At 59.0% G+C, this 26,397-nt stretch carries 26 protein-coding genes; 14 read left to right on the forward strand and 12 right to left on the reverse strand.

Going from position 1 to position 26,397, the window contains the following annotated elements:
* Window positions 1–144: 144 nt before the first annotated feature.
* From FHT75_RS05970 to FHT75_RS06005, 8 genes are all read left to right on the forward strand, one after another.
* On the forward strand, window positions 145–1,641 hold the full coding sequence (locus tag FHT75_RS05970) for a CoA-acylating methylmalonate-semialdehyde dehydrogenase (protein ID WP_028758281.1): 1,497 nt from the start codon (window positions 145–147) through the stop codon (window positions 1,639–1,641).
* A gap of 252 nt (window positions 1,642–1,893) precedes the next feature.
* Complete coding sequence (rirA, locus tag FHT75_RS05975; RefSeq protein WP_028758280.1) at window positions 1,894–2,376, forward strand: iron-responsive transcriptional regulator RirA; 483 nt, start codon at window positions 1,894–1,896, stop codon at window positions 2,374–2,376.
* Window positions 2,377–2,747: 371 nt separating this feature from the next.
* Entirely contained in the window at window positions 2,748–4,343 is a 1,596-nt protein-coding gene (locus FHT75_RS05980; protein WP_018244874.1) for an ABC transporter substrate-binding protein, read from the forward strand.
* A gap of 87 nt (window positions 4,344–4,430) precedes the next feature.
* Window positions 4,431–5,435: an ABC transporter permease subunit gene (locus FHT75_RS05985; RefSeq protein ID WP_018244875.1), complete on the forward strand. Its 1,005-nt coding sequence runs from the start codon at window positions 4,431–4,433 to the stop codon at window positions 5,433–5,435.
* 9 nt (window positions 5,436–5,444) lie between these two features.
* Window positions 5,445–6,335 carry an ABC transporter permease subunit gene (locus FHT75_RS05990; protein ID WP_063476360.1) on the forward strand — a complete coding sequence of 297 codons (891 nt, stop codon included), beginning with the start codon at window positions 5,445–5,447 and terminating at the stop codon, window positions 6,333–6,335.
* Window positions 6,335–7,351: an ABC transporter ATP-binding protein gene (locus FHT75_RS05995; protein WP_063476361.1), complete on the forward strand. Its 1,017-nt coding sequence runs from the start codon at window positions 6,335–6,337 to the stop codon at window positions 7,349–7,351. The genes FHT75_RS05990 and FHT75_RS05995 overlap by 1 nt, the downstream gene beginning before the upstream one ends.
* A complete protein-coding gene (locus FHT75_RS06000) occupies window positions 7,348–8,301 on the forward strand; it encodes a peptide ABC transporter ATP-binding protein (protein WP_063476362.1) in 954 nt (317 codons plus the stop codon). The genes FHT75_RS05995 and FHT75_RS06000 overlap by 4 nt, the downstream gene beginning before the upstream one ends.
* 26 nt (window positions 8,302–8,327) lie before the next feature.
* Window positions 8,328–8,864: a gluconokinase gene (locus FHT75_RS06005; RefSeq protein WP_210299023.1), complete on the forward strand. Its 537-nt coding sequence runs from the start codon at window positions 8,328–8,330 to the stop codon at window positions 8,862–8,864.
* Here the strand turns inward: FHT75_RS06005 and FHT75_RS06010 are convergent.
* The 3 genes from FHT75_RS06010 to FHT75_RS06020 all read right to left on the reverse strand — a co-directional run bounded on the left by FHT75_RS06010 (window position 8,854) and on the right by FHT75_RS06020 (window position 11,729).
* Window positions 8,854–10,101 carry an NAD(P)/FAD-dependent oxidoreductase gene (locus FHT75_RS06010; RefSeq protein ID WP_047613671.1) on the reverse strand — a complete coding sequence of 416 codons (1,248 nt, stop codon included), beginning with the start codon at window positions 10,099–10,101 and terminating at the stop codon, window positions 8,854–8,856. The genes FHT75_RS06005 and FHT75_RS06010 overlap by 11 nt on opposite strands.
* Window positions 10,102–10,176: 75 nt before the next feature.
* On the reverse strand, window positions 10,177–10,680 hold the full coding sequence (locus FHT75_RS06015) for an isoprenylcysteine carboxyl methyltransferase family protein (protein ID WP_047613672.1): 504 nt from the start codon (window positions 10,678–10,680) through the stop codon (window positions 10,177–10,179).
* Window positions 10,677–11,729: a type III polyketide synthase gene (locus FHT75_RS06020; RefSeq protein ID WP_063476364.1), complete on the reverse strand. Its 1,053-nt coding sequence runs from the start codon at window positions 11,727–11,729 to the stop codon at window positions 10,677–10,679. The genes FHT75_RS06015 and FHT75_RS06020 overlap by 4 nt, the downstream gene beginning before the upstream one ends.
* 168 nt (window positions 11,730–11,897) lie before the next feature.
* Here FHT75_RS06020 and FHT75_RS06025 point away from each other — a divergent pair, with 168 nt between their 5' ends.
* The 3 genes from FHT75_RS06025 to FHT75_RS06035 are packed head-to-tail and all read left to right on the forward strand — an operon-like array spanning window position 11,898 to window position 13,887.
* Complete coding sequence (locus FHT75_RS06025) at window positions 11,898–12,434, forward strand: tetratricopeptide repeat protein (RefSeq protein ID WP_047613675.1); 537 nt, start codon at window positions 11,898–11,900, stop codon at window positions 12,432–12,434.
* Between the two features lie 47 nt (window positions 12,435–12,481).
* A complete protein-coding gene (locus tag FHT75_RS06030) occupies window positions 12,482–13,087 on the forward strand; it encodes an RNA polymerase sigma factor (protein WP_047613676.1) in 606 nt (201 codons plus the stop codon).
* The gene (locus FHT75_RS06035; protein WP_047613677.1) at window positions 13,084–13,887 is read left to right on the forward strand and encodes an anti-sigma factor family protein; all 804 of its coding nucleotides are present in this window, start codon (window positions 13,084–13,086) and stop codon (window positions 13,885–13,887) included. The genes FHT75_RS06030 and FHT75_RS06035 overlap by 4 nt, the downstream gene beginning before the upstream one ends.
* 121 nt (window positions 13,888–14,008) lie before the next feature.
* Here the strand turns inward: FHT75_RS06035 and rfbA are convergent, their stop codons facing one another.
* From rfbA to rfbC, 4 genes are read right to left on the reverse strand one after another with little or no spacing between them, the layout of a single operon-like run.
* Window positions 14,009–14,872 carry a glucose-1-phosphate thymidylyltransferase RfbA gene (gene rfbA, locus FHT75_RS06040; RefSeq protein WP_047615275.1) on the reverse strand — a complete coding sequence of 288 codons (864 nt, stop codon included), beginning with the start codon at window positions 14,870–14,872 and terminating at the stop codon, window positions 14,009–14,011.
* On the reverse strand, window positions 14,869–15,762 hold the full coding sequence (gene rfbD / locus FHT75_RS06045) for a dTDP-4-dehydrorhamnose reductase (protein WP_063476365.1): 894 nt from the start codon (window positions 15,760–15,762) through the stop codon (window positions 14,869–14,871). The genes rfbA and rfbD overlap by 4 nt, the downstream gene beginning before the upstream one ends.
* Window position 15,763: 1 nt before the next feature.
* Window positions 15,764–16,819 (reverse strand): dTDP-glucose 4,6-dehydratase, encoded by a 1,056-nt coding sequence (rfbB, locus tag FHT75_RS06050; protein ID WP_063476366.1) that lies wholly within the window; start codon window positions 16,817–16,819, stop codon window positions 15,764–15,766.
* Window positions 16,820–16,832: 13 nt separating this feature from the next.
* Window positions 16,833–17,399, reverse strand: a complete 567-nt coding sequence (gene rfbC / locus FHT75_RS06055) for a dTDP-4-dehydrorhamnose 3,5-epimerase (RefSeq protein WP_063476367.1) — start codon at window positions 17,397–17,399, stop codon at window positions 16,833–16,835.
* Window positions 17,400–17,776: 377 nt separating this feature from the next.
* Between rfbC and FHT75_RS06060 the strand changes: the two genes are divergently transcribed.
* Window positions 17,777–18,688 (forward strand): glycosyltransferase family 2 protein, encoded by a 912-nt coding sequence (locus tag FHT75_RS06060; protein WP_063476368.1) that lies wholly within the window; start codon window positions 17,777–17,779, stop codon window positions 18,686–18,688.
* A 145-nt stretch (window positions 18,689–18,833) separates the two neighbouring features.
* Here FHT75_RS06060 and FHT75_RS06065 read toward each other — a convergent pair whose 3' ends face one another.
* From FHT75_RS06065 to FHT75_RS06080, 4 genes are all read right to left on the reverse strand, one after another.
* A complete protein-coding gene (locus tag FHT75_RS06065) occupies window positions 18,834–20,108 on the reverse strand; it encodes an O-antigen ligase family protein (protein WP_063476683.1) in 1,275 nt (424 codons plus the stop codon).
* Between the two features lie 723 nt (window positions 20,109–20,831).
* Entirely contained in the window at window positions 20,832–21,884 is a 1,053-nt protein-coding gene (gene pseI, locus FHT75_RS06070) for a pseudaminic acid synthase (protein WP_063476369.1), read from the reverse strand.
* Window positions 21,885–22,168: 284 nt separating this feature from the next.
* Entirely contained in the window at window positions 22,169–22,870 is a 702-nt protein-coding gene (gene pseF, locus FHT75_RS06075) for a pseudaminic acid cytidylyltransferase (RefSeq protein ID WP_063476370.1), read from the reverse strand.
* Window positions 22,867–23,049, reverse strand: coding sequence for an SAF domain-containing protein (locus FHT75_RS06080; protein ID WP_280949757.1), 183 nt, complete (start codon window positions 23,047–23,049; stop codon window positions 22,867–22,869). Before FHT75_RS06080 ends, pseF begins: the two co-directional genes overlap by 4 nt.
* Window positions 23,050–23,355: 306 nt before the next feature.
* Here FHT75_RS06080 and FHT75_RS06085 point away from each other — a divergent pair, with 306 nt between their 5' ends.
* Window positions 23,356–24,267 (forward strand): glycosyltransferase family 2 protein, encoded by a 912-nt coding sequence (locus FHT75_RS06085; RefSeq protein ID WP_052213356.1) that lies wholly within the window; start codon window positions 23,356–23,358, stop codon window positions 24,265–24,267.
* 109 nt (window positions 24,268–24,376) lie between these two features.
* Here the strand turns inward: FHT75_RS06085 and FHT75_RS06090 are convergent, their stop codons facing one another.
* Window positions 24,377–24,811 (reverse strand): GNAT family N-acetyltransferase, encoded by a 435-nt coding sequence (locus tag FHT75_RS06090; RefSeq protein WP_245294605.1) that lies wholly within the window; start codon window positions 24,809–24,811, stop codon window positions 24,377–24,379.
* A gap of 543 nt (window positions 24,812–25,354) precedes the next feature.
* On the opposite strand from FHT75_RS06090, the gene FHT75_RS06095 reads away from it, so the two are divergent.
* A complete protein-coding gene (locus FHT75_RS06095; RefSeq protein ID WP_047613689.1) occupies window positions 25,355–26,392 on the forward strand; it encodes a hypothetical protein in 1,038 nt (345 codons plus the stop codon).
* The last annotated feature ends 5 nt before the right edge of the window (window positions 26,393–26,397 follow it).

The following is a 26,397-nucleotide window of genomic DNA, read 5'->3' on the forward strand; positions in this document are numbered from 1 at the left end:
CGACGTGCCGTGCCAAGTTTGTAAGCAGCAGGCCCGATGCAACGACAGGACTACAATCTACGCACAACAGTTCCTTATATCAGCGCATTGATTTGTGCAAATTGAAGTGCGATTGTCGGTCATCCAAAAACAGGAGGAACACCCATGCATGAGATCGGTCATTTCATCGGCGGCAAGCATGTTGCCGGCACCAGCGGCCGCGTGAGCAACGTCTACAATCCGGCAACCGGCGAAGTGCAGGCGACGGTCGCGCTTGCAAGCGTCGAGGAACTGCGCGCCGCAGTCGAAAACGCCAAGGCCGCGCAGCCGAAATGGGCTGCCACCAATCCGCAGCGCCGCGCCCGCGTCTTCTTCAAGTTCGTCGAACTCCTGAACAAGCACATGGATGAACTTGCCGAATTGATTTCCAAGGAACACGGCAAGACGATCGAGGATGCCAAGGGCGACGTCATCCGCGGCCTCGAAGTCTGCGAATTCGTCTGCGGCATTCCGCATCTCGCCAAGGGTGAATTCACCGAGGGCGCAGGCCCGGCGATCGACATGTATTCGATCCGCCAGCCGGTCGGCATCGGCGCCGGCATCACCCCTTTCAACTTCCCCGGCATGATCCCGATGTGGATGTTTGCGCCGGCGATCGCCTGCGGCAACGCCTTCATCCTGAAGCCCTCCGAGCGTGATCCCTCCCTGCCGATCCGTCTCGCCGAACTGATGATCGAGGCCGGTCTGCCCGCCGGCATTCTCAACGTCGTCAACGGCGACAAGGGTGCTGTCGATGCGATCCTTACCGATCCCGATATCGGCGCCGTCTCCTTCGTCGGCTCGACGCCGATCGCTCGCTACGTCTATGGCACGGCGGCAATGAACGGCAAGCGCGCCCAGTGCTTCGGCGGCGCCAAGAACCACATGATCATCATGCCGGATGCCGATATGGACCAGGCCGTCAACGCGCTGATGGGCGCAGGCTATGGTTCGGCCGGCGAGCGCTGCATGGCGATCTCGGTTGCCGTTCCGGTCGGCGAAGAAACCGCCAACCGCCTCGTCGAGAAGCTGACGCCGAAGATCGAATCGCTGCGCATCGGCCCCTACACCGATGACAAGGCCGACATGGGCCCGCTCGTCACCAAGGATGCCTATAACCGTGTCCGCGGCCTGATCGACCGCGGCATCGAGGAAGGCGCCAAGCTCGTCGTCGACGGCCGCGATTTCAAGCTCCAGGGCTATGAAGACGGCTATTTCGTCGGCGGCTGCCTGTTCGACCACGTCACGCCCGAGATGGACATCTACAAGACCGAGATCTTCGGACCTGTCCTCTCCGTCGTCCGCGCCGCGAACTATGAGGAAGCGCTGTCGCTGCCGATGAAGCACGAATACGGCAACGGCGTCGCCATCTACACCCGTGACGGCGATGCCGCCCGCGATTTCGCCTCGCGCATCAATATCGGCATGATCGGCATCAACGTTCCGATCCCGGTTCCGCTCGCCTACCATTCCTTCGGCGGCTGGAAGGCATCGAGCTTCGGCGACCTCAACCAGCACGGCACGGATTCGATCAAGTTCTGGACGAAGACCAAGACGGTCACCGCCCGCTGGCCCTCGGGCATCAAGAGTGGCGCCGAGTTCGTCATGCCGACGATGAAGTGATCTTCACGACATTCCAATCTGCAATCTGCAATTCGGGGGCCTTTCGGCCCCCGAATTTTTCGATTATAAGTTGTTGATTTTTGGTGGCGTTGTTCTCAGATGAGTTGCCGGTCGCGTGACCCCCGTGATGGGGGCGGATTGACGTCGCGGCAAATGGCCTCATAAGCTGAATGCGAATTTCATATTTTGGAATTGTTCAAAACTAGCAAACCGCCTATATAGGTCTGAACAGGCACGAGTCAGGAGAATGGCATGCGGTTGACGAAGCAGACCAACTATGCGGTTCGCATGTTGATGTATTGTGCTGCCAACGACGGGCACTTGAGCCGGATTCCGGAAATCGCCAAGGCCTATGGTGTTTCCGAGCTCTTTCTTTTCAAGATTCTCCAGCCGCTCAACAAGGCGGGTCTGGTCGAGACCGTGCGCGGTCGCAACGGCGGCGTGCGCTTGGGCAAGCCGGCGGCCGACATTACCCTCTTCGACGTGGTTCGGGTCACGGAAGACAGTTTCGCCATGGCCGAATGCTTCGAGGATGACGGTGAGGTCGAATGCCCGCTGGTCGACAGCTGCGGCCTGAATTCGGCGCTGCGCAAGGCGCTCAACGCCTTCTTCGCCGTGCTTTCGGAATATTCCATTGACGACCTCGTCAAGGCCCGTCCGCAGATCAATTTCCTTCTCGGAATCACCGGTGAGCAGCAATATCGCAAACCCGCGATCGTTGTCCCCGCCGCCTGAACTATCCCTTGTGCGTCCGAAAGGACGCACGGCGCTCTAAGCGCAGATCATGCTTCTGAACCGCGGTTGCTCCAGCAGCCGCGGTTTTTGTTTTTGCGGCGTCTCCCGGTCTCGGAAATGCGGGGGGATGGCGTCCGCGTGTCGCGATGGCGGCGCTTTTATACCAAATGCGACAAAATTCCGGTCTTTTTTGTCCGAAAATTTCCAAATGCGGCTGATTTTTGACTGAAAATTTCTAAAATTGTCCAGCTGGAAAATTTTTCTCCGTAGCCCGTTGCTTTCAGTAGATAAATATCGTTCCATCAACCGTCGATCGTGATGCCATTCTACGATCTCCAAACATCAAAAAAGAACAACCGGGAAACAATACTATGAAAAAGATCTCTGTCCTCCTGGCAGCGACGGCCCTGATTTCCGTCATGGCGACGTCGGCCTGGTCAAAGACCCTTGTCTATTGCTCCGAGGGCTCGCCGGAAGGCTTCGACCCGAGCCTCTACACGGCAGGCACGACCTTCGACGCGTCGTCGCGCACGGTCTATAGCCGTCTCGTCGAATTCAAGCATGGCGGCACCGAGATCGAGCCGGGCCTGGCCGACAGCTGGAGCGTTTCGGCCGACGGCAAGGAATACACCTTCAAGCTGCATCCGGGCGTCAAGTACCAGACCACCGACTTCTTCACGCCGACGCGTGACTTCAATGCTGACGATGTCATCTTCTCGTTCGAGCGCCAGCTCAAGGCTGACAATCCCTGGAACAAGTATGTCGAGGGCGGCTCTTACGAATATGCTGCCGGCATGGGCTTCCCGGAGCTGATCAAGTCGGTCGAGAAGGTCGATGACCTCACCGTCAAGTTCACGCTCAACCATCCCGAAGCGCCGTTCCTCGCCGACCTCGCCATGGACTTCGCCTCGATCGTCTCCAAGGAATATGCCGACAAGCTCGCCGCCGACGGCAAAATGGCGCAGATGAACCAGCAGCCGCTCGGCACCGGCCCGTTCACCTTCGTCGCCTACCAGCCGGATGCCGTCATCCGCTACAAGGCCAACGAGACCTATTTCAAGGGCAAGGAAAAGATCGACGATCTGGTTTTCGCGATCACCTCTGACGCCGCCGTCCGCGCGCAGAAGCTGAAAGCCGGTGAATGCCACCTCATTCCTTATCCGAATGCGGCTGACGTCGCCGAACTCAAGAAGGACGAGAACCTGACCGTGCTCGAGCAGGCCGGCCTGAACGTTTCGTATCTCGCCTACAACACCTTGATTGCTCCATTCGACAAGGCCGAAGTCCGCAAGGCGCTGAACATGGCGATCAACAAGCAGGCGATCGTCGATGCCGTCTTCCAGGGTGCCGCGGCCGTTGCCAAGAACCCGATCCCGCCGACGATGTGGTCCTATAACGATGCCGTCGTAGACGACAAGTACGATCCCGATGCGTCGAAAAAGATGCTGGCAGATGCCGGCGTCAAGGATCTGAAGATGAAGATCTGGGCAATGCCGGTTTCGCGTCCGTACATGTTGAACGCGCGTCGCGCCGCCGAATTGATGCAGGCCGACCTGGCCAAGGTCGGCGTCGATGCGGAAATCGTCACCCATGAATGGGCCGAATATCTGAAGCTCTCGTCCGACAAGAATCGCGACGGTGCCGTCATCCTCGGCTGGACTGGCGACAACGGTGATCCCGACAACTTTATGGATACGTTGCTTGGCTGCGACGCTGTCGGCGGCAACAACCGCGCGCAGTGGTGCAACAAGGAGTTCGACGATCTGATGACGAAGGCCAAGCAGACGGCCGACGTCGCCGAGCGCACCAAGGCTTATGAGCAGGCTCAGCTGATCTTCAAGAAGGAAGCTCCCTGGAATACGCTCGACCACTCGTTGGTCTTCGTTCCGATGAGCAAGAAGGTCTCGGGCTTCTTCATGGATCCGCTCGGCATCCACCGTTTCGACGGCGTGGACATTTCCGAATAATAAAAAATCTGTAAACTACCCGGTCAACGCCGGGTGCGGCCGGCGGTCAGGTTGCCCTGACCGCCGGAAACTATTGGAAAACCTGCTATGTTGCGTTTTTTCATCGGCCGCCTCGCGGTGCTGATCCCGACGTTTCTCGGCGTTTCGCTCATTGCCTTCTCGTTCATCCGCCTGATTCCCGGTGATCCGGTCATGCTTCTGTCGGGTGAACGTGTCATGGCGCCGGAACGTCACGCCCAGATCATGCACGATCTCGGCTTCGACCGGCCCATATATGTGCAGTATTTCGATTATATCGTAAAAGTGCTGCACGGCGATCTCGGCACCTCGATCGTCACCAAGCGGCCCGTTCTCGGCGAGTTCTTCACTTTGTTCCCGGCAACGCTGGAACTTTCGCTCTGTGCCATCATCATCGCGGTCTGTCTTGGCGTGCCCGCCGGCGTCTTTGCGGCCGTCAAGCGTGGCACCTGGTTCGATCAGAGCGTGATGGGTGTTGCCCTCATCGGTTATTCCATGCCGATCTTCTGGTGGGGTTTGCTGCTGATCATCTTCTTCTCCGGCTATCTCGGCTGGACGCCGGTTTCCGGTCGCATCTCACTGATGTATTTCTTCAAGCCGGTCACCGGCTTCATGCTGATCGACAGCCTGCTGTCAGGCCAGAAGGGCGCTTTCGCCTCGGCCGTCAGCTATCTCATTCTGCCGACCATCGTGCTGGCGACCATCCCGCTTGCCGTTATCGCCCGCCAGACGCGTTCGGCGATGCTCGAGGTTCTGGGCGAGGATTATGTCCGCACGGCGCGCTCGAAGGGCCTGAAGCCGCTGCGCGTCGTCGGCGTGCATGCGCTGCGCAATGCGATGATCCCCGTCATTACCACGATCGGCCTGCAGATCGGCGTCCTTCTTGCCGGCGCCATCCTCACCGAGACGATCTTCTCCTGGCCGGGCATCGGCAAATGGATGGTCGATTCGGTGTTCAAGCGCGATTATGCCGTGGTCCAGGGTGGCCTTCTCCTGATCGCCGGCGTCATCATGCTGGTCAATCTGATTGTTGATGTTCTCTACGGCTTCATCAATCCGCGCATTCGTCATTAGGAGCGGTTCATGAGCACCGTCACCGTCAAAACCGGTCAGCCATCTGCTGTTGCGGAGTTCTGGCATTATTTCTCTCGCAACAAGGGCGCCGTCATCGGCCTCGTGGTGTTCACCATCATCCTGGTCGTCGCAGTCCTCGCACCGCTCTTTGCGCCACATCAGCCGAACGAACAGAACCGCGCGGTGCTGCTCGCCGTGCCGGCCTGGATGGAGGGCGGCAGCGCCTCCTTCCCGCTCGGAACGGATGCCGTCGGCCGCGATATCCTCTCGCGCCTGATCTATGGCGCGCGCTTTTCGCTCTTCATCGGCGTCGTCGTCGTCACACTTTCGGTCATCTGCGGGGTGCTGATCGGCCTCATCGCCGGATATTTCCGCGGCAAGGTCGACACCGCGATCATGCGCCTGATGGACATCATCCTGGCCTTCCCGTCGCTACTGCTCGCGCTCGTGCTGGTGGCCGTCCTGGGGCCTGGCCTCACCAACGCGATGATCGCGATTTCGCTGGTCAATCAGCCGCATTTCGTGCGCCTGACGCGCGCCTCGGTCATTTCAGAGCGCGAGAAGGAATATGTGATCGCCTCGCGTGTCGCCGGTGCCGGCACCTTCCGGCTGATGTTCAAGACGATCCTGCCGAACTGTCTGGGGCCGCTGATCGTTCAGGCGACGCTCGCCTTCTCGGCGGCGATTCTCGATGCCGCCGCCCTCGGCTTTCTCGGCATGGGCGCCCAGCCACCGACACCGGAATGGGGTACGATGCTGGCCGAATCCCGTGAGTTCATCTCGCGCGCCTGGTGGGTGGTGACATTTCCGGGTCTTGCCATCCTCATCACCGTCCTCGCCATCAACCTGATGGGCGACGGCCTGCGCGATGCGCTCGATCCCAAACTGAAGAGGTCGTGATGTCGCTCCTCGAGATTGAAAATCTGACTGTCGAATTCCAGACCTCTTCCGGTCTGTTCCGCGCCGTCGACGGCGTGTCGCTTGCCTGCGACAAAGGCGAAATCCTGTCGGTCGTCGGTGAATCCGGCTCGGGCAAATCCGTTGCCATGCTGGCGCTGATGGGGCTTCTGCCCTGGACAGCGAAGATCACCGCCGACCGTCTGCAGTTCGACGGCAAGGATCTGCGCGGCATCTCCGCCCGGCAGCGCCGCAGGATCGTCGGCAAGGATATGGCGATGATCTTCCAGGAGCCGATGTCGAGCCTCAATCCGTGCTTCACGGTCGGCTTCCAGCTCGGTGAGACCCTGCGCTTTCATATGGGCCTCAACCGCAAGGAACGCCGCCAACGCTCGATCGAGCTCTTGAATCTCGTCGGCATTCCGGCGCCGGAAGACCGCCTGTCGAACTTCCCGCATCAGATGTCCGGCGGCATGAGCCAGCGCGTCATGATCGCCATGGCGCTCGCCTGCAATCCGAAGCTGCTCATCGCCGATGAGCCGACGACCGCGCTCGACGTGACGATCCAGGCCCAGATCCTCGATCTGCTCGTTCGCCTGCAGAAGGAGCAGGGCATGGCGCTGGTGCTGATCACCCACGACATGGGTGTCGTCGCCGAAACCGCCGAGCGCGTGCAGGTGCAATATGCCGGCCAGAAGGTTGAGGAGCAGCCGGTGAGGGCACTCTTCCGCGATCCGCATCATCCCTATACCGCAGCCCTGCTTGCGGCCCTCCCGGAACGCGCCAAAGTCGGCCAGCGCCTTCCCTCGATCGCCGGTGTCGTGCCCGGTCAGCACGGTCGCCCGACAGGCTGTCTTTTCGCGCCGCGCTGCGGCTTCGCCACGGTCGAATGCGATCGCGGCGTCGTTCGTCAGGGGCCGGAGTTGGGCCTGGCGCTCTGCAACTATCCTTTGAAGGACGGCAAGCCGCTCGGCCATCCGGGCGTGATGGCCGTTGAAACTGCAGGAGACCTCGTATGACGGATGCTGTTCTCGAGGGCAGGGATCTCGCCCGCTTCTACACCGTCAACCGTGGTTTCTTCAAAGCCGACGCCACCGTCAAGGCGCTGAACGGCGTCAGCTTCAGCCTCCATTCCGGCAAGACGCTCGCTGTCGTCGGCGAATCCGGCTGCGGCAAGTCGACGCTCGCCCGCCTGGTCACCATGATCGAGGATCCGACGTCAGGGCAGTTGCTGATCGACGGCAAGCCCGCCAATGTCGGCGACCGCAGCCTGCGCAGCCAGGTGCAGATCGTCTTCCAGAATCCGTACGGCTCGCTCAACCCGCGCCAGAAGGTCGGCTCGATCCTCGAAGAGCCACTGAAGATCAACACCGATCTCAACGCCGCCGCCCGCCGCCGCAAGGTGGAGGAGATGATGGCGCGCGTCGGCCTGCGTTCGGAGCATTATGGCCGTTATCCCCACATGTTCTCAGGCGGCCAGCGTCAGCGCATCGCCATTGCCCGCGCCCTGATGCTGCGGCCGAAGGTGCTGGTGCTCGACGAACCGGTCTCGGCGCTCGATCTGTCGATCCAGGCGCAGGTGCTGAACCTCTTGATGGACCTGCAGAAGGAGATGGGTCTTGCCTATCTCTTCATCTCGCATGGCCTGTCCGTCGTCCATCATATCGCCGACGAGGTGATGGTGATGTATCTCGGCCGCCCGGTCGAAACCGGTCCCGCCGCCGAGGTCTTCGCCAGGCCACGCCATCCCTATACGGCCGCCTTGCTGTCGGCCACGCCGATTGCCGATCCCGACCGCGAGAAGAGCCGCATCCGCCTGCAGGGTGAGCTGCCGTCGCCGTTGAAGCCGCCGTCGGGCTGCCACTTCAATCCGCGCTGCTGGAAGGCGCAGGACCATTGCCGCCAGGTTTCTCCCGAATTAAGGGGAGAGGGCGCACAACAATATGCCTGTCACTTCCCGCTCGATTGAGCGGGAAACATCGATTGGGAGGAATCATGTCGGAGCAGATGAACAAACCCCATGCGATCATCGTCATGGGGGTCAGCGGCTGCGGCAAATCCTCCGTCGGCGAAAAGCTCGCCGAGGCCCTGCACCAGGCCTTCGTCGAAGGCGATGCGCTTCATCCGGCCGCCAATGTCGAAAAGATGTCGAAGGGCATTCCGCTGACGGATGAGGACCGGATGCCCTGGCTCGACCTAATCGGCGAGGACATGCAGGCCTCGCTTGACAAGAGCGAGGGCATCATCGTCTCCTGCTCGGCGCTGAAGCGCGTCTATCGCGACCGGCTGCGGGCGGCTGTCGGCGGCAATCTGTTCTTCGTCTATCTCGAAGGCTCCAAGGCGCTGCTGACGAAGCGGATGGGCGAGCGCAAGGGCCATTTCATGCCGGTCTCGCTGCTCGAAAGCCAGATGGCGACGCTTGAGGTGCCCACGGGCGAGCCGGGCGTCGTCACCGTCGATATCGACGACACGGTGGACGGCATCGCGGCGACCGCTCTCAAAGGTCTCTCTGCTCTCGGCATCACGGCTTGAAACGCTGCGGCGAATAGGCCGCAATATCGATGAACGGCGTCTCGCCGGTGATGAGTTCGGCAAGCACGCGGCCCGTCACCGGCCCGAGCGTCAGCCCGTGATGGGCATGGCCGAAGGCAAACCACAGGCCCTGATGGCGCGGCGCCTTGCCGATAACCGGCATCATATCGGGCGTGCAGGGGCGAGCACCCATCCAAGGCTCGGGATCGAGCCGCCTGCCGAGCGGGAAGATGGTGCGCGCGACGGCTTCGGCCCGGTCGAGCTGGACCGGCGTCTTCGGCGCGTCGAGCGTTGCAAACTCCGCCCCGGTCGTCAGGCGGATGCCGCGGTTCATCGGCGCCAGCAAGTAGCCGCGTTCGGCATCGAGCATCCAGTTGTTGAGCACGGCATCGCCCTCGGCGGCATAATGCATGTGATAGCCGCGTTTGACCCCGAGTGGGAGGGAATAGCCGAGCCGGCGCGTCGCAACGGCCGCCCAGGGGCCGAGCGCTATGACGGTATCCTCGGCTTCGAGCGGACCCTCTGTCGTCATGATCTTCCAGCCGGAGCCGAACGGACCGAGCGAGGCGGCATCCCCGGTGACGAAACGGCCGCCGAGGCTTTCGAAATAGCGGCGATAGGCCGATGTCAGCGCATGCGGGTCGAGCACCGACCAGGGGTCGCGCCAGCGGATAGCACCGGCGAAATCGCCGGAAAGATCAGGTTCCATGCGGGCGATATCGGCCGGAGCCAGGCTGTCGTACTCCACCCCGAATTCATTCTGCCAAAGTGCTGCCTCCGCAAGAGCCGCGTCGCGCTTGGCCTGCGTGCGGAAAAGCTTGATCCAGCCATCCTTGCGGATCAACGCTTCAGCCTGCGACGCTTCGATCAGGTCCTTGTGTTCGGCAATCGAATTTTCGATCAGCGGCGCATAAGCCCGGGTGATGAGCGCGTGGCGGCGCGCATTGGAGTTCCACCAGTAGCGGGCGAGAAAGGCGATCTGGCTCGGCAGCGTGCGCAGGTGATAATGCGCATCGATGCGGTTATTCAGCGCATAACGCAGCAAAAGCCCGAGCTGCTGGGGAAAGCCGTAAGGCGCGACACCTTCGCGCTGGATCAGGCCGGCATTGCCGAAGGAGGTTTCGTTGCCCGGATCCTTGCGGTCGATCAGCGTCACCTGCCGGCCGCGCCGCTGAAGATGGATGGCCGTGGAAACCCCGACGATGCCGGCGCCGAGCACGATTGCGTTCTTCGTCATTTCCCCTGCATTCCGCGTTGTTTGTCGGGGTGAAAATGCCCTTGCCGATGATGCGGCGCAAACGAAAAATCGCATTCATTTCAAAATCATTGCGCTTTTCAGTGCGGCATTTTCAGCCTTCACGCGGACATGGAGGATAAGCGCGTTGAGCAGCGAAAAGACGATCGCGTAAAGCGGCAGGCCGAAGGCGAGGGGAAGGGCGGCGATCTCGCCAATGACGATCGCGTAATTCGGATGGCGCAGGAAACGATAGGGCCCGGATCGGACGAGCGGCGCACCAGGCAGGATGACGATGCGTGTCGTCCAGCGGCCCTTCAGCGTCGCCAGCACCCAGAGCCGCAGCACCTGCAGCCCCATGAACACGACAAACCAGAAGAACTCGACCGGCCTGCCCAGTGCGAGCAGCCACAGGCCGATGATCCAGCCGGCATGCAGCGCCACCATGGCGGGATAGTGCTCTGCTGCCACCTCTCTGGCGCCTCTGGCGAGAAGGGCGGCGGTGTTGCGCCGGGCGAGCACGAGCTCGCCTAGCCGCTGCAGCGTCACGAAGGCCAGAAGCGCGATCGATGGCCACATCATGCCACCCTCCGCAGCGTCACGCAGCTCGCCGAAAAGCCCGGCCCCATGGCGATCATCGCGGCACGCTCCGGCAATCCGGCGCGGATCGCCCGTTCCAGCACGAACAGGATGGTGGGCGACGACATGTTGCCGTATTCGGCAAGCACGGCGCGCTCGTGATCGAGCGTGCCCGGCGCCATCGACAGCGCGCTTTCCATCGCGGCCAGCACCTTCATGCCCCCGGGATGACAGATGAAGCGGCCGATATCCTCCGGCCTCAGCCCGTTGCGCGCCAGAATGGCCGTCACTGCCGGCCCGAGCTCCCTTTCGGCAAAGGGCGGCAGCGATTGCGCCAGCACGATGCCGAAGCCGCCATCGTCGATCTTCCAGCCCATGATATCGAGCGTGTCGGGAAAGAGATGTTCGCCGGTCGATTCCACCTCCGCCAGCCCGTCTCCGCCCGCACGCAGCACGCAGGCGGCCGCGCCGTCGCCGAAAAGCGCTGTCGCGATGATGTTCGGCCGCGTCAGCTCGTCCAGCCGGAAGGCCAGCGTGCAGAGCTCGATCGAGACGAATAGCACGACGGCGCCCGGTCGACTTTGCGCCAGCCGCGAGGCGATCGCAAAACCCGACACGCCGGCCGCACAGCCGAGCCCGAAGACCGGCACGCGCTCGATATCGGTCCTGAAACCCATTCTGCGGGCAAGCTGCGCATCGAGGCTCGGCGTCGTAAAACCGGTGGAGGACACGGTCACGACACAGTCGACATCCCCGGCCTCAAGCCCTGCCTGGCGAAGAGCCGAGCTGGCAGCCTCGACGAAAAGCCCGCCCGCCACCTCTGCATAGGCCTGCATCCGGTCCTGCCAGCCATGCGGCTCGTCGAACCAGGCAAGCGGCCGCGCCGCATGGCGCTTTACGATGCCGGCGCTATCGAAGACGCGGGCAAGATGGCGGAAATCCTCGAAACGGTCGGCAAACAGCCGGGCCGAGGCTTCGACCGCCTGTTTTTGCAGAATGACATGTTCGGGTGCGGCGACGGCGAGGCTGACGAGTTTCACGGTATCGGTCACGGAATTCTCCTTGTCGTTCCCGGCGGAACGGAAAACACGCGGCCCGACGATTTATTCGGCCTCGTCGGCTTCACGAAGCAGTGATGGAGAAAATGGAGACGTCGGCGAATAAAGCCAGATGCAGCGGTGTTCTCTCCTCGCAACGTCACTTCTAGAGGAATTTCTCCCATGACGATCATGACAGCCCGTATCGCTTCCATCCTTGTCGGCGGCTGCCTTGCCGCTTCTGTTCTCTCCGGTCCGGTCTTTGCCGTCGGCGATGACAGCAGCACCACGCCCACCTGCAAGAAGGGCGAGATCTACGACCAGAAGGCCAAGAAATGCGTCAAGCAGCAGAGTGCCAACGTCTCCGACGAGAACCGTGCCGACTATGCCTATTCGCTGGCCAAGGCCGGCCGCTATGAGGAGGCGCTTGCCGTGCTCGACACGGTCAAGGATCAGAACACGGCCGAAGTGCTGAATTATCGCGGTTATGCCACCCGCAAGCTCGGCCGCACCGACGAAGGCATCTCCTATTATCTGCAATCGGTGAAGATGGACCCGCAATATGCCAAGGTCCGTGAATATCTCGGCGAAGCCTATGTCATCAAGGGCCAGCTCGATCTCGCCAAGGAGCAGCTGAAGTCAATCAAGGCGATCTGTGGCACCACTTGCGAGGAATATCAGGATCTGAACGCCGCAATCCTCAACCCCTCGAAGATCTGATTGGGAAGCCACGGGCAGGAAGATGGAAGCACGGAAGGGATGTAAGAATGTCGGTCGCGCGCACCCACTTTCCTGCCTATAGTCACGCGAGAATGGAATCGCCGGTTCATCCGGCGGTTCCGAAAGATGTTGGATCGGCGGAGGCGGCCATCGCGAGTGAAGCGGATATCAGGAGCGGCCTGACGGAAAATCTGGCAAGGCTCTGGCGTTATGGTCTCGTTCTCTCGCATCAGCGCGATGTCGCCGACGACCTGGTGCAGGCGACCTGCCTTCGCGCACTGGAGCGCGCCGACCAGTTCATCCCCGGCACCCGGCTTGACCGCTGGCTGTTTTCGATCCTGCATTCGATCTGGCTGAACGAGATCCGCTCTCGCCGGGTGCGTCAGGGCCAGGGTTTCGTCGATGCCGGGGAGACGCTGACCTTCGACGGCGCCCACGACACCGAAACGCATGTGATGGCGGGTCAGGTGTTGAGACAGGTGAACGCACTGCCCGAGGCGCAGCGGACGGTGGTTTTCCTCGCTTATGTGGAAGGACTTTCCTATCGCGAGGTTGCAGGCATATTGGATATCCCGATCGGAACCGTGATGAGCCGGCTGGCGGCCGCCCGCGCCAAGCTCTCCGGCGCCGGATCGGAAGGGGGACGGCAATGAACACCAAACACACCATTCCCTCCGACGAGGACCTGACCGCCTTCATCGACGGCGAACTGACGGCCGAAGAGGCTGCGCGCATCGAAGCCCTCGTCAGCGAAGATGAACACGTCGCCGAACGGCTGGAATTCCTGGCGCGCGCCAGCCTGCCGTTCAAGCAAGCCTTCGCCCCGCTGCTCGCCGAAGCCCCGCGTCAGAAGCTGGAGACGATGCTCGCCGCCATCCCGGCGCAGCAGCGCGCAAAATCCGCTTCTGCACTGACATTCGACAGCCGTCGCCGGTTCCTCGGCGCGCTCGCCGCCTCGCTCATTGCCGGCATCGCGATCGACCGCGCGGTCATCGGCATCGGCGCACGCCTTTCGGCAAAGGACGAAAACAGCGAATGGCGCAGCGTGGTCGCCGACTATATCTCGCTCTATACCCCGGAAACCCTGGCCGGCCCGGTGCCTGCCCGGGAGGCCCAGGCCGCCCAGCTCGGCCCGCTTGATGAGAAACTCGGCCTCTCGCTCTCCCCCGAAGCCGTCGCGCTTCCGGGCATCGATTTCAAACGCGCGCTGCTCTTGCAATATGACGGCAAACCGCTCGCCCAGGTCGCCTATCTCGACCCTGAAACCGGCCCAATGGCGCTGTGTATCGTCACGTCGAATGCCGGGCCCAAGGCGCCGGATCTCGAAAGCCGCAAGGGGATGAATGTGATCTATTGGTCGAATGCGACGCACGCCTTCATGCTGATCGGCCGCATTTCGGCCGACCGCATGAAGGAATTGGGAGAGGACGTCAGGAGGAGACTTTCAGCCTGACTGTTAAAGAGCGTCGCAATTTTTCAGATTCGCTCTTTAGCTTTTTGTTTTCCGCATTCCGTTATCGCAAGGCCGCCCTGCACTCTCGCGCGGCATGCCTATTTCACCGGACCGCAGCTATTTAATCCATCAGGCCGCGCAAATATTGGCCATAATCGCCTTTGCCCGCTTTGGCGGCAATCTGGGCGAAGTGCTCCTTGGTGATGAAGCCTTTGGCCAGCGCGATTTCCTCCGGGCAAGCGATCTTGAAGCCCTGGCGTTTTTCGAGCGTGCGGACGAATTCGCCGGCCTCGAGCAGGCTTTCGGGCGTGCCGGTATCAAGCCAGGCATACCCGCGGCCCATCATCGAGACGCGCAGCTTCCCCCGCTCCAGATATGTCCTGTTGACATCGGTAATCTCGTATTCGCCGCGCGCCGAAGGCTTCAGATTGGCTGCGATATCAACGACGTCGGCATCGTAAAAATAAAGGCCGGTGACAGCCCAGTGCGATTTCGGCTTCGCCGGCTTCTCTTCAATCGATATTGCAGTCATATCGCTGCCGAATTCGACGACACCGTAACGTTCGGGATCGTGCACATGATAGGCAAATACGGTCGCGCCATCACCCTTTGAGACACCCTCTTCAAGCAGTTCGGGCAGCCCGTGGCCGAAATAGATATTGTCTCCGAGGATGAGACAGGATGGTCCGCCCGCCACGAAGTCTGCGCCGATAATATAGGCTTGGGCCAGTCCATCGGGGCTCGGCTGCACAGCATAGCTCAGAGACATGCCCCAATCGCTGCCATCACCCAGCAACCGCTGGAAAAGCGGCATATCGTGCGGGGTGGAGATGATCAGAACCTCTCTGATGCCGGCCAGCATCAAGGTGGTCAGCGGGTAGTAGATCATCGGCTTGTCATAGATCGGAAGCAACTGCTTCGAGACCGAATGAGTCATCGGGTGCAGGCGAGTACCGCTGCCCCCCGCAAGCACAATACCTTTCATACGGCCTCCTTCGGCTCTTCCAAGAGCTTTGTCACAACAGTTCGCGTCGATACCTGCCACTCCGGCATGCTGACGCCATAAAGGCGCTTCAACTTATCGCAGCACAATCGGGAATTGGCGGGCCGCTTCGCGGCTGTGGGGTAGTCGGCGGTCGCAATGTCCCTGACGATGACACGCCTGCCGGTCTTTTCCTCGAGAATGGACAAAATATATCGAGCAAACTCGGCCCAGTTCGTTTCGCCGCTGCCGGCCAAATGAAAAACGCCCCGCAAGTCCGGGCTAGAGTCGCTTGACAGTCTGGCCGCTATTTTGACGATAGCTTCGGCGATGTCGTTGGCGGAGGTCGGGCAACCCAGTTGGTCGCTCACGACGCTCAGCTCGTCTCGCGTCTCCGCAAGCCTGAGCATGGTTTTCACGAAGTTATGGCCAAATGTCGAATAGACCCAGGCCGTCCGTAGGATCACATGGTTCTCATTGGCTGCGGCAACCGCATATTCGCCTTCGAGCTTCGATCTGCCGTAGACGGATACCGGTCCGACCGGGTCGCTCTCGACATAGCGTTCGAGCTTGTCTCCATCGAACACATAATCGGTCGAGAGATGGATGACGGGAATGGACAGCTCGGCAGCTGCGGCAGCGATGGCTCCTGCGCCGTCTCGATTGATGGCGAACGCCGCCGCCTCGTCGCTTTCGGCTTTGTCGACGGCAGTGTAGGCGGCCGACGACACGACGACGTCGGGTTTGAGCTTCGCAATGGTTTCACGCACCATAGAAGGCGCGAGCAAATCCAACTCGGGCCTGCCGATGGTGATGACCTCGATGTCAGGCGCCTTCAGCGCTTGCAACGCAGACGTGACCTGGCCGCTCTTGCCTGTTACCGCGATGCGCATCTCAGACCTTTTTCAACACGCCAAGGCGTTCACCGGAATACACACCCTCGCGCAGCGGCTGCCACCACCATGCATTTTCCAGATACCAGTCGACGGTCTTGCGGATGCCGCTGTCGAAATTCTCCAGTGCTTTCCAGCCGAGTTCGGTCTCGAGCTTGGTCGCATCGATAGCGTAGCGGGCATCGTGGCCCGGCCGATCGGTGACGTAGCTTATAAGATCGCTATGCGGTGCATGTCCTGGCCGGACTTCATCCATGATCGCGCAGACACGCTCGACAACATCGATGTTCCGCCGCTCGTTGCGCCCGCCGACATTGTATTTTTCGCCGAGACGGCCCCGTTGCACGATCAGCCACAGCGCTCGGGCGTGATCATCGACATAGAGCCAGTCGCGAATGTTGGAGCCGCTTCCGTAGACGGGCAATGGCTTCCGTTCCAGCGCATTCAATATGATGAGGGGAATGAGCTTTTCCGGGAAATGAAAAGGACCGTAATTGTTCGAACAGTTGGAAATGATCATCGGCAGGCCGTAAGTCCGCTCCCACGCCGTTGCCAGGTGATCGCTGGCCGCCTTGGATGCGGAGTAGGGAGAGGACGGATCGTAAGGCGTCGTCTCGGCAAACAGCCCGTCTTCACCCAGCGAACCGTAGACTTCGTCGGTGGACACATGCAGCATCCTGAATGCCGCCTTTTCGTCCGCCGGAAGCCCTTGCCAATATTGCCGCGCAGCCTCCAGCATGCTGAAGGTGCCATTTATATTCGTTTCGATAAAATCCGCCGCCCCGGTGATCGACCGGTCGACGTGGCTTTCCGCCGCCAGATGCATGACGTAATCGGGACGAAAATCCTCGAAAGCGCTGCTGACCGCGCTTCGGTCGCAAATGTCGGCTTTGAGAAACCTGTAGTTCGGAGCATTCTCGATCGCTTTCAGCGAGGCGAGATTGCCGGCATAGGTCAGCTTGTCGATATTGAGGACGTCGGCGCCGACCTCACTGACGAGATAGCGCACCAATGCCGAACCGATGAAGCCAGCGCCACCTGTTACAAGAACACGCATGAGGCCCTCCGTTTTACGAAAATTGAAAATATGCGGGGAGTTCGGAAAGCAATGGCTGTTTGTTGTCCTTATCAGAAAGAACGTAGGCATCCATCTGCGGCCACTCGATCCCGATCTCGGCATCGTTCCACCGCAGGCCGCGGTCATGTTCGGCGCTGTAGGGAGCCGTGACCTTGTAACTGATGATGGTATCGGGCTGCAAAGTTATGAACCCATGCGCAAATCCGGCCGGCACCCAAAGCTGTGAGCCATTCTCCGGCGACAGTTCTGCAGAGACCCACTTTCCGTAGGTCGGAGAGCCATGCCTGATATCGACGGCCACATCCAGCAGCGCGCCGCGCAGGCAGCGCACGAGCTTGCCTTGGGCGAAGGGAGACAGCTGAAAATGCAATCCCCGAACGGTCCCCGGTTGCGCTGAAAGAGACTCATTGTCCTGCACGAAAGAAACGTCGGCCACGTTAGTGCGGAACCAGGAATCTTTGAAGACTTCGCTGAAATAGCCCCTCGAGTCACCGAATCTGGCGGGAGTGATCCTTTTAACGTCCCCGATCCCCAGTTGTTCTACATTCAATGCATACATCCTTGCATTAGGCTCGATCGCTGGATTGTGACAGCAACCAACGCCGGCAATATAGCCAATCGTGCTGCTGAGCACATACCGCGCCGGGGCCGGGACAGCAAGATGAGAATCCAGTTCTGCCGGCGGATGCGTGAAAGGTGCCGGCTCGCCTCTATCCGAGACGGCAAGGTGCCTTTGGAGTGGCATAACCGCTGCTGCCAGCGAGAATTCACGCCCGACATGCTTTGAATTTCAGTTGGCGCTTGGCAGAGGTGACGATCATGCTTTATGGCGCACGCTGGCACATCGACCGCATGGGGTTGCGATATGTGTGGTGAAACAGCGGATCGACAAATCGCCGGGCGCCCCGTTATACGAGCTGGATCGGAGTTATTCAGTTGATAGAAATTCTTTGCGCGACCTATAATGGAATGCGCTATCTTCGGGAGCAGATTGCATCCATTGAGGCGCAGACGCTCACCGACTGGCATGTGACGTTCTTCGACGACGGCTCAACGGATGGTACCGTCGAAATGCTCGAAGCTCTGGTTGCAAAGGACGCGCGCTTCCGCTTGATACGAAATCCCGTCAATCTCGGCTTTTGCGGTAACTTCCTCAACAACCTTTCGAATCTCAAAAATGCTGACGCTTATGCGTTCTGCGACCAGGATGACATTTGGTATCCGGAAAAACTCGAACGTGCGTTCGACTGGCTGTCGCGGATCGACCCTGGCACACCGGCAGTTTATTTCGCTCGGACCGAAATTGTCGATGAACAACTCAATCATGCAGGAATGTCGCCCGAGTTCAAACTCGAACCAAGTTTTCGCAACGCTCTGGTCCAGAGCATCGGTGGAGGCAACACCATGATGTTCAATCAGGCGGCAAGGGATCTTGTGGTCAACACATTGCCGAAAACACGTCTCATTTCCCACGACTGGTGGTTCTATATTGTTGTGGCAGGCTGCGGCGGCGTGGTCCGATACGATGCGGAACCGGTGTTGAAATACCGCCAGCACGCCACCAACCTTGTTGGCGCCAACAACGGTATCTCAATGCAAGTCGCCAGATTGTGGATGGCTTTTCGCGGGCAATGGCGTGCGTGGAACACGGCTCACGAAGAGGCGATCAAGACCTTCGAGGATCGTCTTACCCCCGAAAATCGCACCGCTTTCCATGCTTTTCAGCGGGCTCGCAACGGTGGTTGGCCCTTTGAGAGATTGTCGGTGCTCAAGCGAACCGGGATAAAGCGCCAAAGCACGCTCCAGACCAAATTTCTTCCCATCCTCGCTCTCCTGAACAGATTGTAGGCGTCGGCTTCTTATCTTCGGCTTCGAAGGAAGCAGGCCTCTTGAGGCAGGTAAACGCAACGTCGCGTTTAAGTTAGAAGGCACAGCGATATCGGCCTTGTTGTCTTTGAGCGAGAGACGTCGATAGCAGTCACTGGATCGAGATTTAGCCCCGAACGACGGGCGCAAAGCCTGTGCTGCCGCGATCCGCACAAATAAGGGCGACGAGGTAGGCGAAGATCGGATCCAGAGCCTTCTGATTGAACATGATGCCAAAGCTGCCCGTGATGACGTAGCTGCTGACGAGCAGAAGAGCGAGCGCGATGGAGATGTCCCGGCCCGGCCCCGCTTCTTTCCTCCACGCGCCTATCACGGGCGTCAAGAGCATCAGGCAAAGCGCTGCAATGCCGAAAACGCCGGCGTCGATTCCCGCGGTTAGAAAGCCGTTGTGGACATGCGAGAAGGGCAGCTGCGGCCTTATGTTATCGGGAAGTTCCGCCAGGACCGAAGCCATCCGGTTTTGCGGGCCATAACCCGTCAACGGGTCCTTACGGATTGCTGATAGCGCGCCTTTGTACAAAGCGATCCGCGCGCTGAGCGATGTGATCTCGCCGTCGCTGCGTTCGAGTGTTGTCAGATCTCCCTGGAGCGCCTGGATGCGATCGAGGATTTGGCCGCTGCCCAAGGCGACAATTCCCGCCAACAGCAGGGAGCCGGTAATGGCCAGGCTGCGCAAACTCAGATGGAAGCTGTGTTTGCGAAAATACCAGAGAAAGATGACGATATGGACGGGAATGACCAGCCAGGCTGAGCGCGTTCCCGAAAGCAGCACGCAGCCGAGACCCGCGGCATATCCCAATATCGCAATTCTTTGCTCTACGCTTCTGGGAGATTGAACGTTGAGAAGCGCAATGCCGCCGAAAAGAACGCCTATGACTCCGAGGAGTGCAGCGTTCGAAGTTCCCGCCTCTGCCCTCGGCATCAGAAAGATGATCTGCAGCAGACTGAAAAGAAAGGTAAGGATCATGCCGATACCGGCGCCGAGGATAAAGAGTGGCACGAGACGGCCATCGGGAGAGTGGCGCATCCGCGGCAAGATCAGCCAGACCGAAAAGAAAGGCAGGAGCCGGAATATCCAGTCCAATTCCTCGGAGTAAGGTGGATTGATGAATATGCTCGCGATCATCACCAATGGGTAGATCGACATGCCGATGGCAACCAGCCGGTCGGATCTCGACAGGTTCAACGCAAGGCGGCCAGTCGCCAGACAGTAGATGCCCCACACCATGGACGCGAGGAGGATGAAGGAGTTGAAGTTCGACGAAAGTCCTGGAAGGATTGCAAAGGCAAAGACCGCAATGCGGTTATTTCGGTCGAGCGAATCTCCCGTCCCATTCTCGGGACCAAGAACCGCTATTTTGAGTTGTCTGAAGTAATTCAATTTGCCGGTCCTGACCGTGCCCACGCTGCCTCGCTAAGGATCGTGGTCACCGCTGTCAAGCTGTGGATGTCGGTGCAATCTATGGCTTTATTCAACGTTGTATTCCGGCAACAGGAAGTCTGGATGAACGTGTTTCTATTCGATGACGGGCGGCAAGCGTATGCGACAATTGGGCCAGCTTTGCCAGAAAACACGCCTGAGGTGCGCTTGATTTGAAAAAATTGATCGTCAAACCGCATGATCGATGCCCTACCAGAGCGACAGGCCACGGTCCTCTGAAAAGCCGCAGACCGGCAGTGGCGATGGGACAGTCGAGGCAGGCCTCCGACAGAGAGCATCGATGGTTCTGGCCCCAGCTTTTCACAGATGTGCCTTGAGCTTTGCGCCAAGGAATGGGTCTGCCTTGCAACGCCGCCTGGAGAGGTCGTAGCCTCTCCAGGCGTGATCGCGTGTCGGCACACAAAGCGATACCTAGCATGGCATTCGATCTCAGAAGAAACCCTTGTGAGCAAGTGGATCAAATCTGCTCGTAGACGCTTCCGTTGTAGGATGGATGAGCAATCCTGAGACGCTGATAGATCGCTTCGTCGTCGCCTGGCGCAATCCCCTGGAACGTCGAACGGCGCGAATTCGCCGTTTTGCGGTCTGGCCTGATGGGATCGGAAGGCTGGCGCGTACCGATCGCGCTGTTTCGGGAACGGTACGCCGACCTTGAGCAAATCGCTAATCCAAATCCTTCCACGTCAGAGGCTGGCCTCGGCTAAGGTCGTGTGCAGCCTTTCTGCCGATGACGTCCGGAAGATGCTTCGGCGGCATGCCATATCCCGGGCGGATCGAACGAACGTGAGCGTGGGTGATTGTTTCACCAGCCTTGACGTCTTGCACGACGAATAATGACCGGCGGAATTTCTCGCTTCCGCGTTCACTTTTGGAGAGGCTGTAGCTAACCGACCCAAGGGCCTCCCACGCACTGCGGCAGTCAGAAACAAGTCTGGCGAGTTCATCGGGCTCTAGCGAGAAAGAAGAGTCCGGTCCACCGTCATCTCGTGACAAGGTGAAGTGTTTCTCAATGACGCGGGCACCAAGGGCAACGCTGGCGACAGCTGCGGCGGTACCGGGAGTATGATCCGACAACCCGCCGATGACCTGGAATGCTTCCTTCATATGCGGGATCGTTCGCAATCTCGCATCGGTGAACGGAGCGGGATAAGCGCTTGTGCAGTGCAATAGAATAATTTCGGAAGTTCCGTTGTCGCGTGCCGTCTGCACGGCCGCCTGGATTTCTGCGAGATCGGCCATGCCCGTCGAAATGATCATGGGTTTTCCGCGTCTCGCGACCGCAGCCACCAATGGCAGGTCGATAACTTCGAATGAGGCAATCTTGTAGGCCGGAGCGTCAAGGCCTTCGAGAAGCTCGATTGCGGTTTCATCGAAGGGCGTCGAGAGCGGGATGATACCTCTGCTTCTAGCATGTGAAAACAATTCGGCGTGCCATTCATATGGGGTGAACGCCTCGCCATAGAGATCGTACAAAGTGCGCCCATCCCAGAGGCCGCCGCTTATTCGGAAATATTCATTGTCGACGTCAATGGTCAGTGTGTCGGGAGTATAAGTCTGGAACTTCACGGCATCTGCGCCACATTCGGCCGCAACATCGATCGACTTCAAGGCGCGGCCGATATCTCCCAGATGGTTGGCGGAAAGCTCGGCAATGATAAATGGTGGTTGGTCATCCGCAATGCGGCGACCAGCAATAGAGATCTCATGTTGCGTCATCTGCGATCCTTGGAGTTTTGCTCTCATAATTACCCATGCATATTCGTCAACGCAACTCGGTGTTCGAGACGATGACAGCGACCCCAGCTTCGGCAAAGCGGGCTCTGTGCCGCGATCGCGGAAGCACACGATGGGTGGTGACGCGAATTATTCTGTTACCAGGTACGAAGTCAGCGGCTTTGCCCGATCGCATAGAGCAGCAGGCAAAGCCGATAATTTTACGGTTATATTTGTAAGGCTCGTGGATGCGGCGACGATTGGAGAACAAGCGGAGGCGGGGGCCGTTATCCGAAGAGCCTCTCGTGTTTATATTCGGCAATCGCCCAATCTTCCTCGGTGTCGATATCCTGCATGCGGTCCGCCGGTACCACGATCGACCCGGTGTTGCTGCCCATAAGCATGTGAGTGCGCAGGAAGGCCTCAGTTCGGAACCAGTACCACTGACCCACGTCATGGTAAGCCGTCGGCAAATCCTGGCTACGGATATTGAGGTTTTCTGGGAAATTCAAAAGCACCCTGCCTGCCGCGTCCCGCGCCAGCGATCGCCAGATCGGGTAGGAAAAGGCTGCGATCGGCATCACGACGTCGAAATCGCTGTCCTCGAGGCGTGCCCGTCCGGTGGCCAGGTCTCCGCCCTGAACAAACGGCGCGGTCGGATAAAGACAGCAGCCCAGTGTGTAGTTGCGCCCAATCTTGCCGAGTTGCTGGAGTACCTCTGCGAGGACATCGGCGGTCGTTGCGTGGTCGTTAGACGTACGAGCCGACCGCAGGAAGGGCACCTCAGCTCCCGCCGCGCGGGCGACGTCCGCGATCTCGTCGTCGTCGGTCGAAACCAGGACCGAGTCGAAAGCGCCGGACATCAAAGCAGCCTCAACCGACCAGAGAAGCATCGGGCGACCGCGGAAAGGACGAATATTCTTCCGAGGAATGCGCTTGCTGCCACCGCGGGCCGGAATGATGCAAACGGCGTTCGAGCCCTCGTTCAAGCCTCGAACCCACCCTCGATCATTGAGGCGTCAAGGGGCTTCCCGAAAGCGATGTCGCGCGCGGCACGCCGGCCGAGCAAGGTATCGAAATGCTTCGCTTTCATGCCGAAGCCGGGGCGGATCGATCGCAGATTGACGTCGGTAAACATTTCGACCTTTCTGACAGGCTTACGCTGCAACTACTGGGCCGCTCCATCAATCTCAGCACTGGCGGCACGTGCACTGTGACAAACGGATGTAATAGCCATACCGTCTCCTATTAGCGTCAACATATTCGCCTATGCAATCGCTATTCCTATGCCGATGCGGCGGATTGCCGGTCAGTTTCGTGAGCCGTGAAAGATTCTGCGCACCGCAAAATTCCGATACTCTTTTGGTCCTGCCGATAATATGAAGCACGGCGAGCGGCATGCTTGCGCGTTCCGCAATGCAATGGCCCGCGCAGTGACTGCAAGATTGAAGAACCAGTCGAGGATATGCCCTTTATGATAGCTGAATCGGCTTTGACGGATAAGCCTCGGACGGTCGCAGTTATCGTCACATATCAGCCTGATCCCGAAGCGCTGTATCCGCTTATAGAGAGCATCCGCACCCAAGTTGATGGTATCTGTCTGGTCGATAATGGCGACGGGACGAAGCTTCCTTCGTTCGTGTACGACTTCAATATCGAGGTCATCTGTCTGGGCGAGAATTACGGCATCGCCTACGCGCAAAATGTTGCGATCCGCCGAGCCGAGGCGCGGGGTTGTGAATACATCCTGCTGTTGGATCAAGATAGCGTGCCTGCCGCTGGAATGGTCCGGCAACTCATAACCGCTCTCGAAGGCTTGAAGGAAAGGGGGATTGCGGTAGCGGCTGTGGGGCCGAGCTATCTCGACCATCGCCAAGGCGAAACGGCGCCGTTTGTATATCGACAAGGGCTGAAGCTTAAGCGGCGTCCCAGGTCGGAGCAAGAGGAAACAAGCAGTGCCGATTTTCTGATTGCCTCAGGTTCTCTTATTCCCGTCGCCGTCTTCAAGAGTGTTGGTCATATGGAGGAGGGGCTATTCATTGATTATGTCGATATCGAGTGGGGCCTGCGTGCCAAGGAAAAGGGTTTCGGCTTATTTGGCGTGAACGATGCCTTCATGGAACATTCGATGGGGGACGAATGGATTGATTTCAACGGCCGCAGCGTCCCGGTTCATAGCCCTTTGAGGCACTATTATGCGGTTCGCAATGCTGTCTGGCTCATCCGGCGGCGATGGATCGGCTGGGCATGGCGCTTTATATTGGCTCTGCGCATTTTCCGTCAGTTCGTCTTTTTTAGTGTGTTTGGGGTTAAGAGGTGGCACCATTCGAAAATGATGCTTCTCGGAATCTACCATGGCCTGATCGGCCGAACGGGTCGATTGTAATCGGCTCCTTCGTAGGTGGTCCCCGATGATGGAAAGCGGCTTCGCTGCCATGGACTTCACGCCCGAGCAGATCGACGCTTTTTTCCTCGCTGCGTCGAAACTTTGACGATTATCGGGAGAAATACAGGACGTCGCCGTCTCTCTTGAAAAGGACCATCCCGGCAGCAACGGCAACTTTCGCAGAGGCTATGTTGTCGGCCTTTACTTTAGCGCGGACTGTGTGTGTAGGGGCTGTTTCTTCGGCGGCCATCTGAACCATGCGCTTCGCCAATCCGCGCCCGCGAGCATCAGGGGCAACCGTCCAAGATAGCTCTGCGGTTCCATTCGGCTCGCGGTCTATCCTGACGGTTCCGACCGGGATTCCATCTTCCTCGGCAACAAGGAGGCTCCTAGCGGTATTGTTGAGCGTAGCCGTAAGCCACGCAACATGAGAATCATACTCGATCTCTTCGGTGGAGATGCTAGCCGCTCGTGTGGCAGGGTCGTTTCGCCAATCGAAAAGCGCCTTCGCGTCGGAGATTGTTGCCTTACGAAGTATCAACACAGTGGCTCGTCCCTTCGATTTAGCCGCCAATGCAAGCGGGACTCGTCATCAACATTCCACATTAGACCCTAGGCCAGACCGCCCCATTGTAGAAGGGTGTGATTCCCTCAGTCTTTCAAAGATAGCATCATCATCGCCAGGCTTGAGGCCGTCGAGGGTCGAACGGAACGCCGCAAGTGATTTTGCCTCGGAGGCTTCCAGGGCAGCGCTCATCTCGCTCTTTGCTGGTAAGACCTCGACCTAAATTGTTGGGCCGCCGGGTGCTTAAGCGTAGCCGAGCTGCGCACCAGCTACGTAGCTTGGCGTGCCTTAAGCACACATCCCTTGTTGAGTGTTAGAGGACTATTCAAATGCCGATTGTGCTGATGAAAGGCTCTTCGGCGGGCTTGGCCGAGCGCGCTCATAACCGCAGGAATTCGGCTCGGACGGCCCAAAGAAGGGGACACCTCACTGTTAAATGCTTGATCCCGTCAATACTAAGGACGTATGTAGTGGCTCCAAAGCTGTCCAAGCCGCTGGCATCGGCTGTCTGAGAAGGCCTCAATGAAATTACTGGATACAACCCTGCGCGATGGATCGTATGTGATCAATTTCGGTTTTGATCGCAAGCAGACGGCGGACATATGTCTGGAACTTGATGAAGCAGGTGTTGACTTTATCGAAGTTGGACATGGTGTTGGTCTCAATGCCTCCAATAGGGGGCAAGGTGAAGCCAGGGAGACTGATGAGGCCTATATGGCGGCTGCATCTGGAGCGGTAAGAGACGCTAAATGGGGGATGTTTGCGATCCCAGGCATATGCGATCTTGAACACCTTGATGCCTGTATTGATTTTAAAATGGGATTCTTGCGTTTTGGCGTCTCAATAGATGCCTATAAAAAGGCGGTCCCTTTTATCGAAAAAGCCAAGGCAGCCGGTATTATCGCCTGCGTCAACTTTATGAAGTCCTATTCAAGGCCGCCAATTGTCTTCGAAGAGGCTGCGCGCTATGTCGTTGCTGCGGGAGCAGACTATGTCTATATCGTTGATTCCGCAGGCAGTATGGTTCCAAAAACTGTCCGGCAGTACTGTGAGCGGATTAAGGATCTGCCATTCGGCTTCCACGGCCACAACAATTTAGGCTTGGCGGTGGCAAATGCGCTGGAAGCCGAAGCCTGCGGCGCCGCATTGGTCGACACGTCGCTACAGGGAATGGGCCGCTGTACCGGAAACACGATGACAGAGCATTTCGTGGCCCTGATGCATCGTGAAGGTAAATTGATAAATCTCAATCTCATGCGGCTGCTTGATGCGGCGGAAGAGCACGTGCGGCCGCTTTTAAATCAAGTGGGTCATGACAGCGTCGATCTGGTGTGCGGTTATTCCGGATTTCATTCGAGTTATATGCACGTGATTAGACGCTATGCTCTCAAATATGACGTAGATCCGCGTCTGCTGATCATCGCGGTCTGCCAGGAGAACCAGTCGGATGCACCCGATGCTCTGGTGGAGCAAAAGGCCATGGAATTGAAGGGCCATAGCGCGACGAAACATCACTTTACCCTCAGCCAATATTACGGACGCGAGCAGGAAAATCTCTGAGGCGG

The sequence above is a fragment of the Rhizobium sp. BK112 genome (assembly GCF_014193215.1).
Classification (GTDB): domain Bacteria; phylum Pseudomonadota; class Alphaproteobacteria; order Rhizobiales; family Rhizobiaceae; genus Rhizobium; species Rhizobium anhuiense.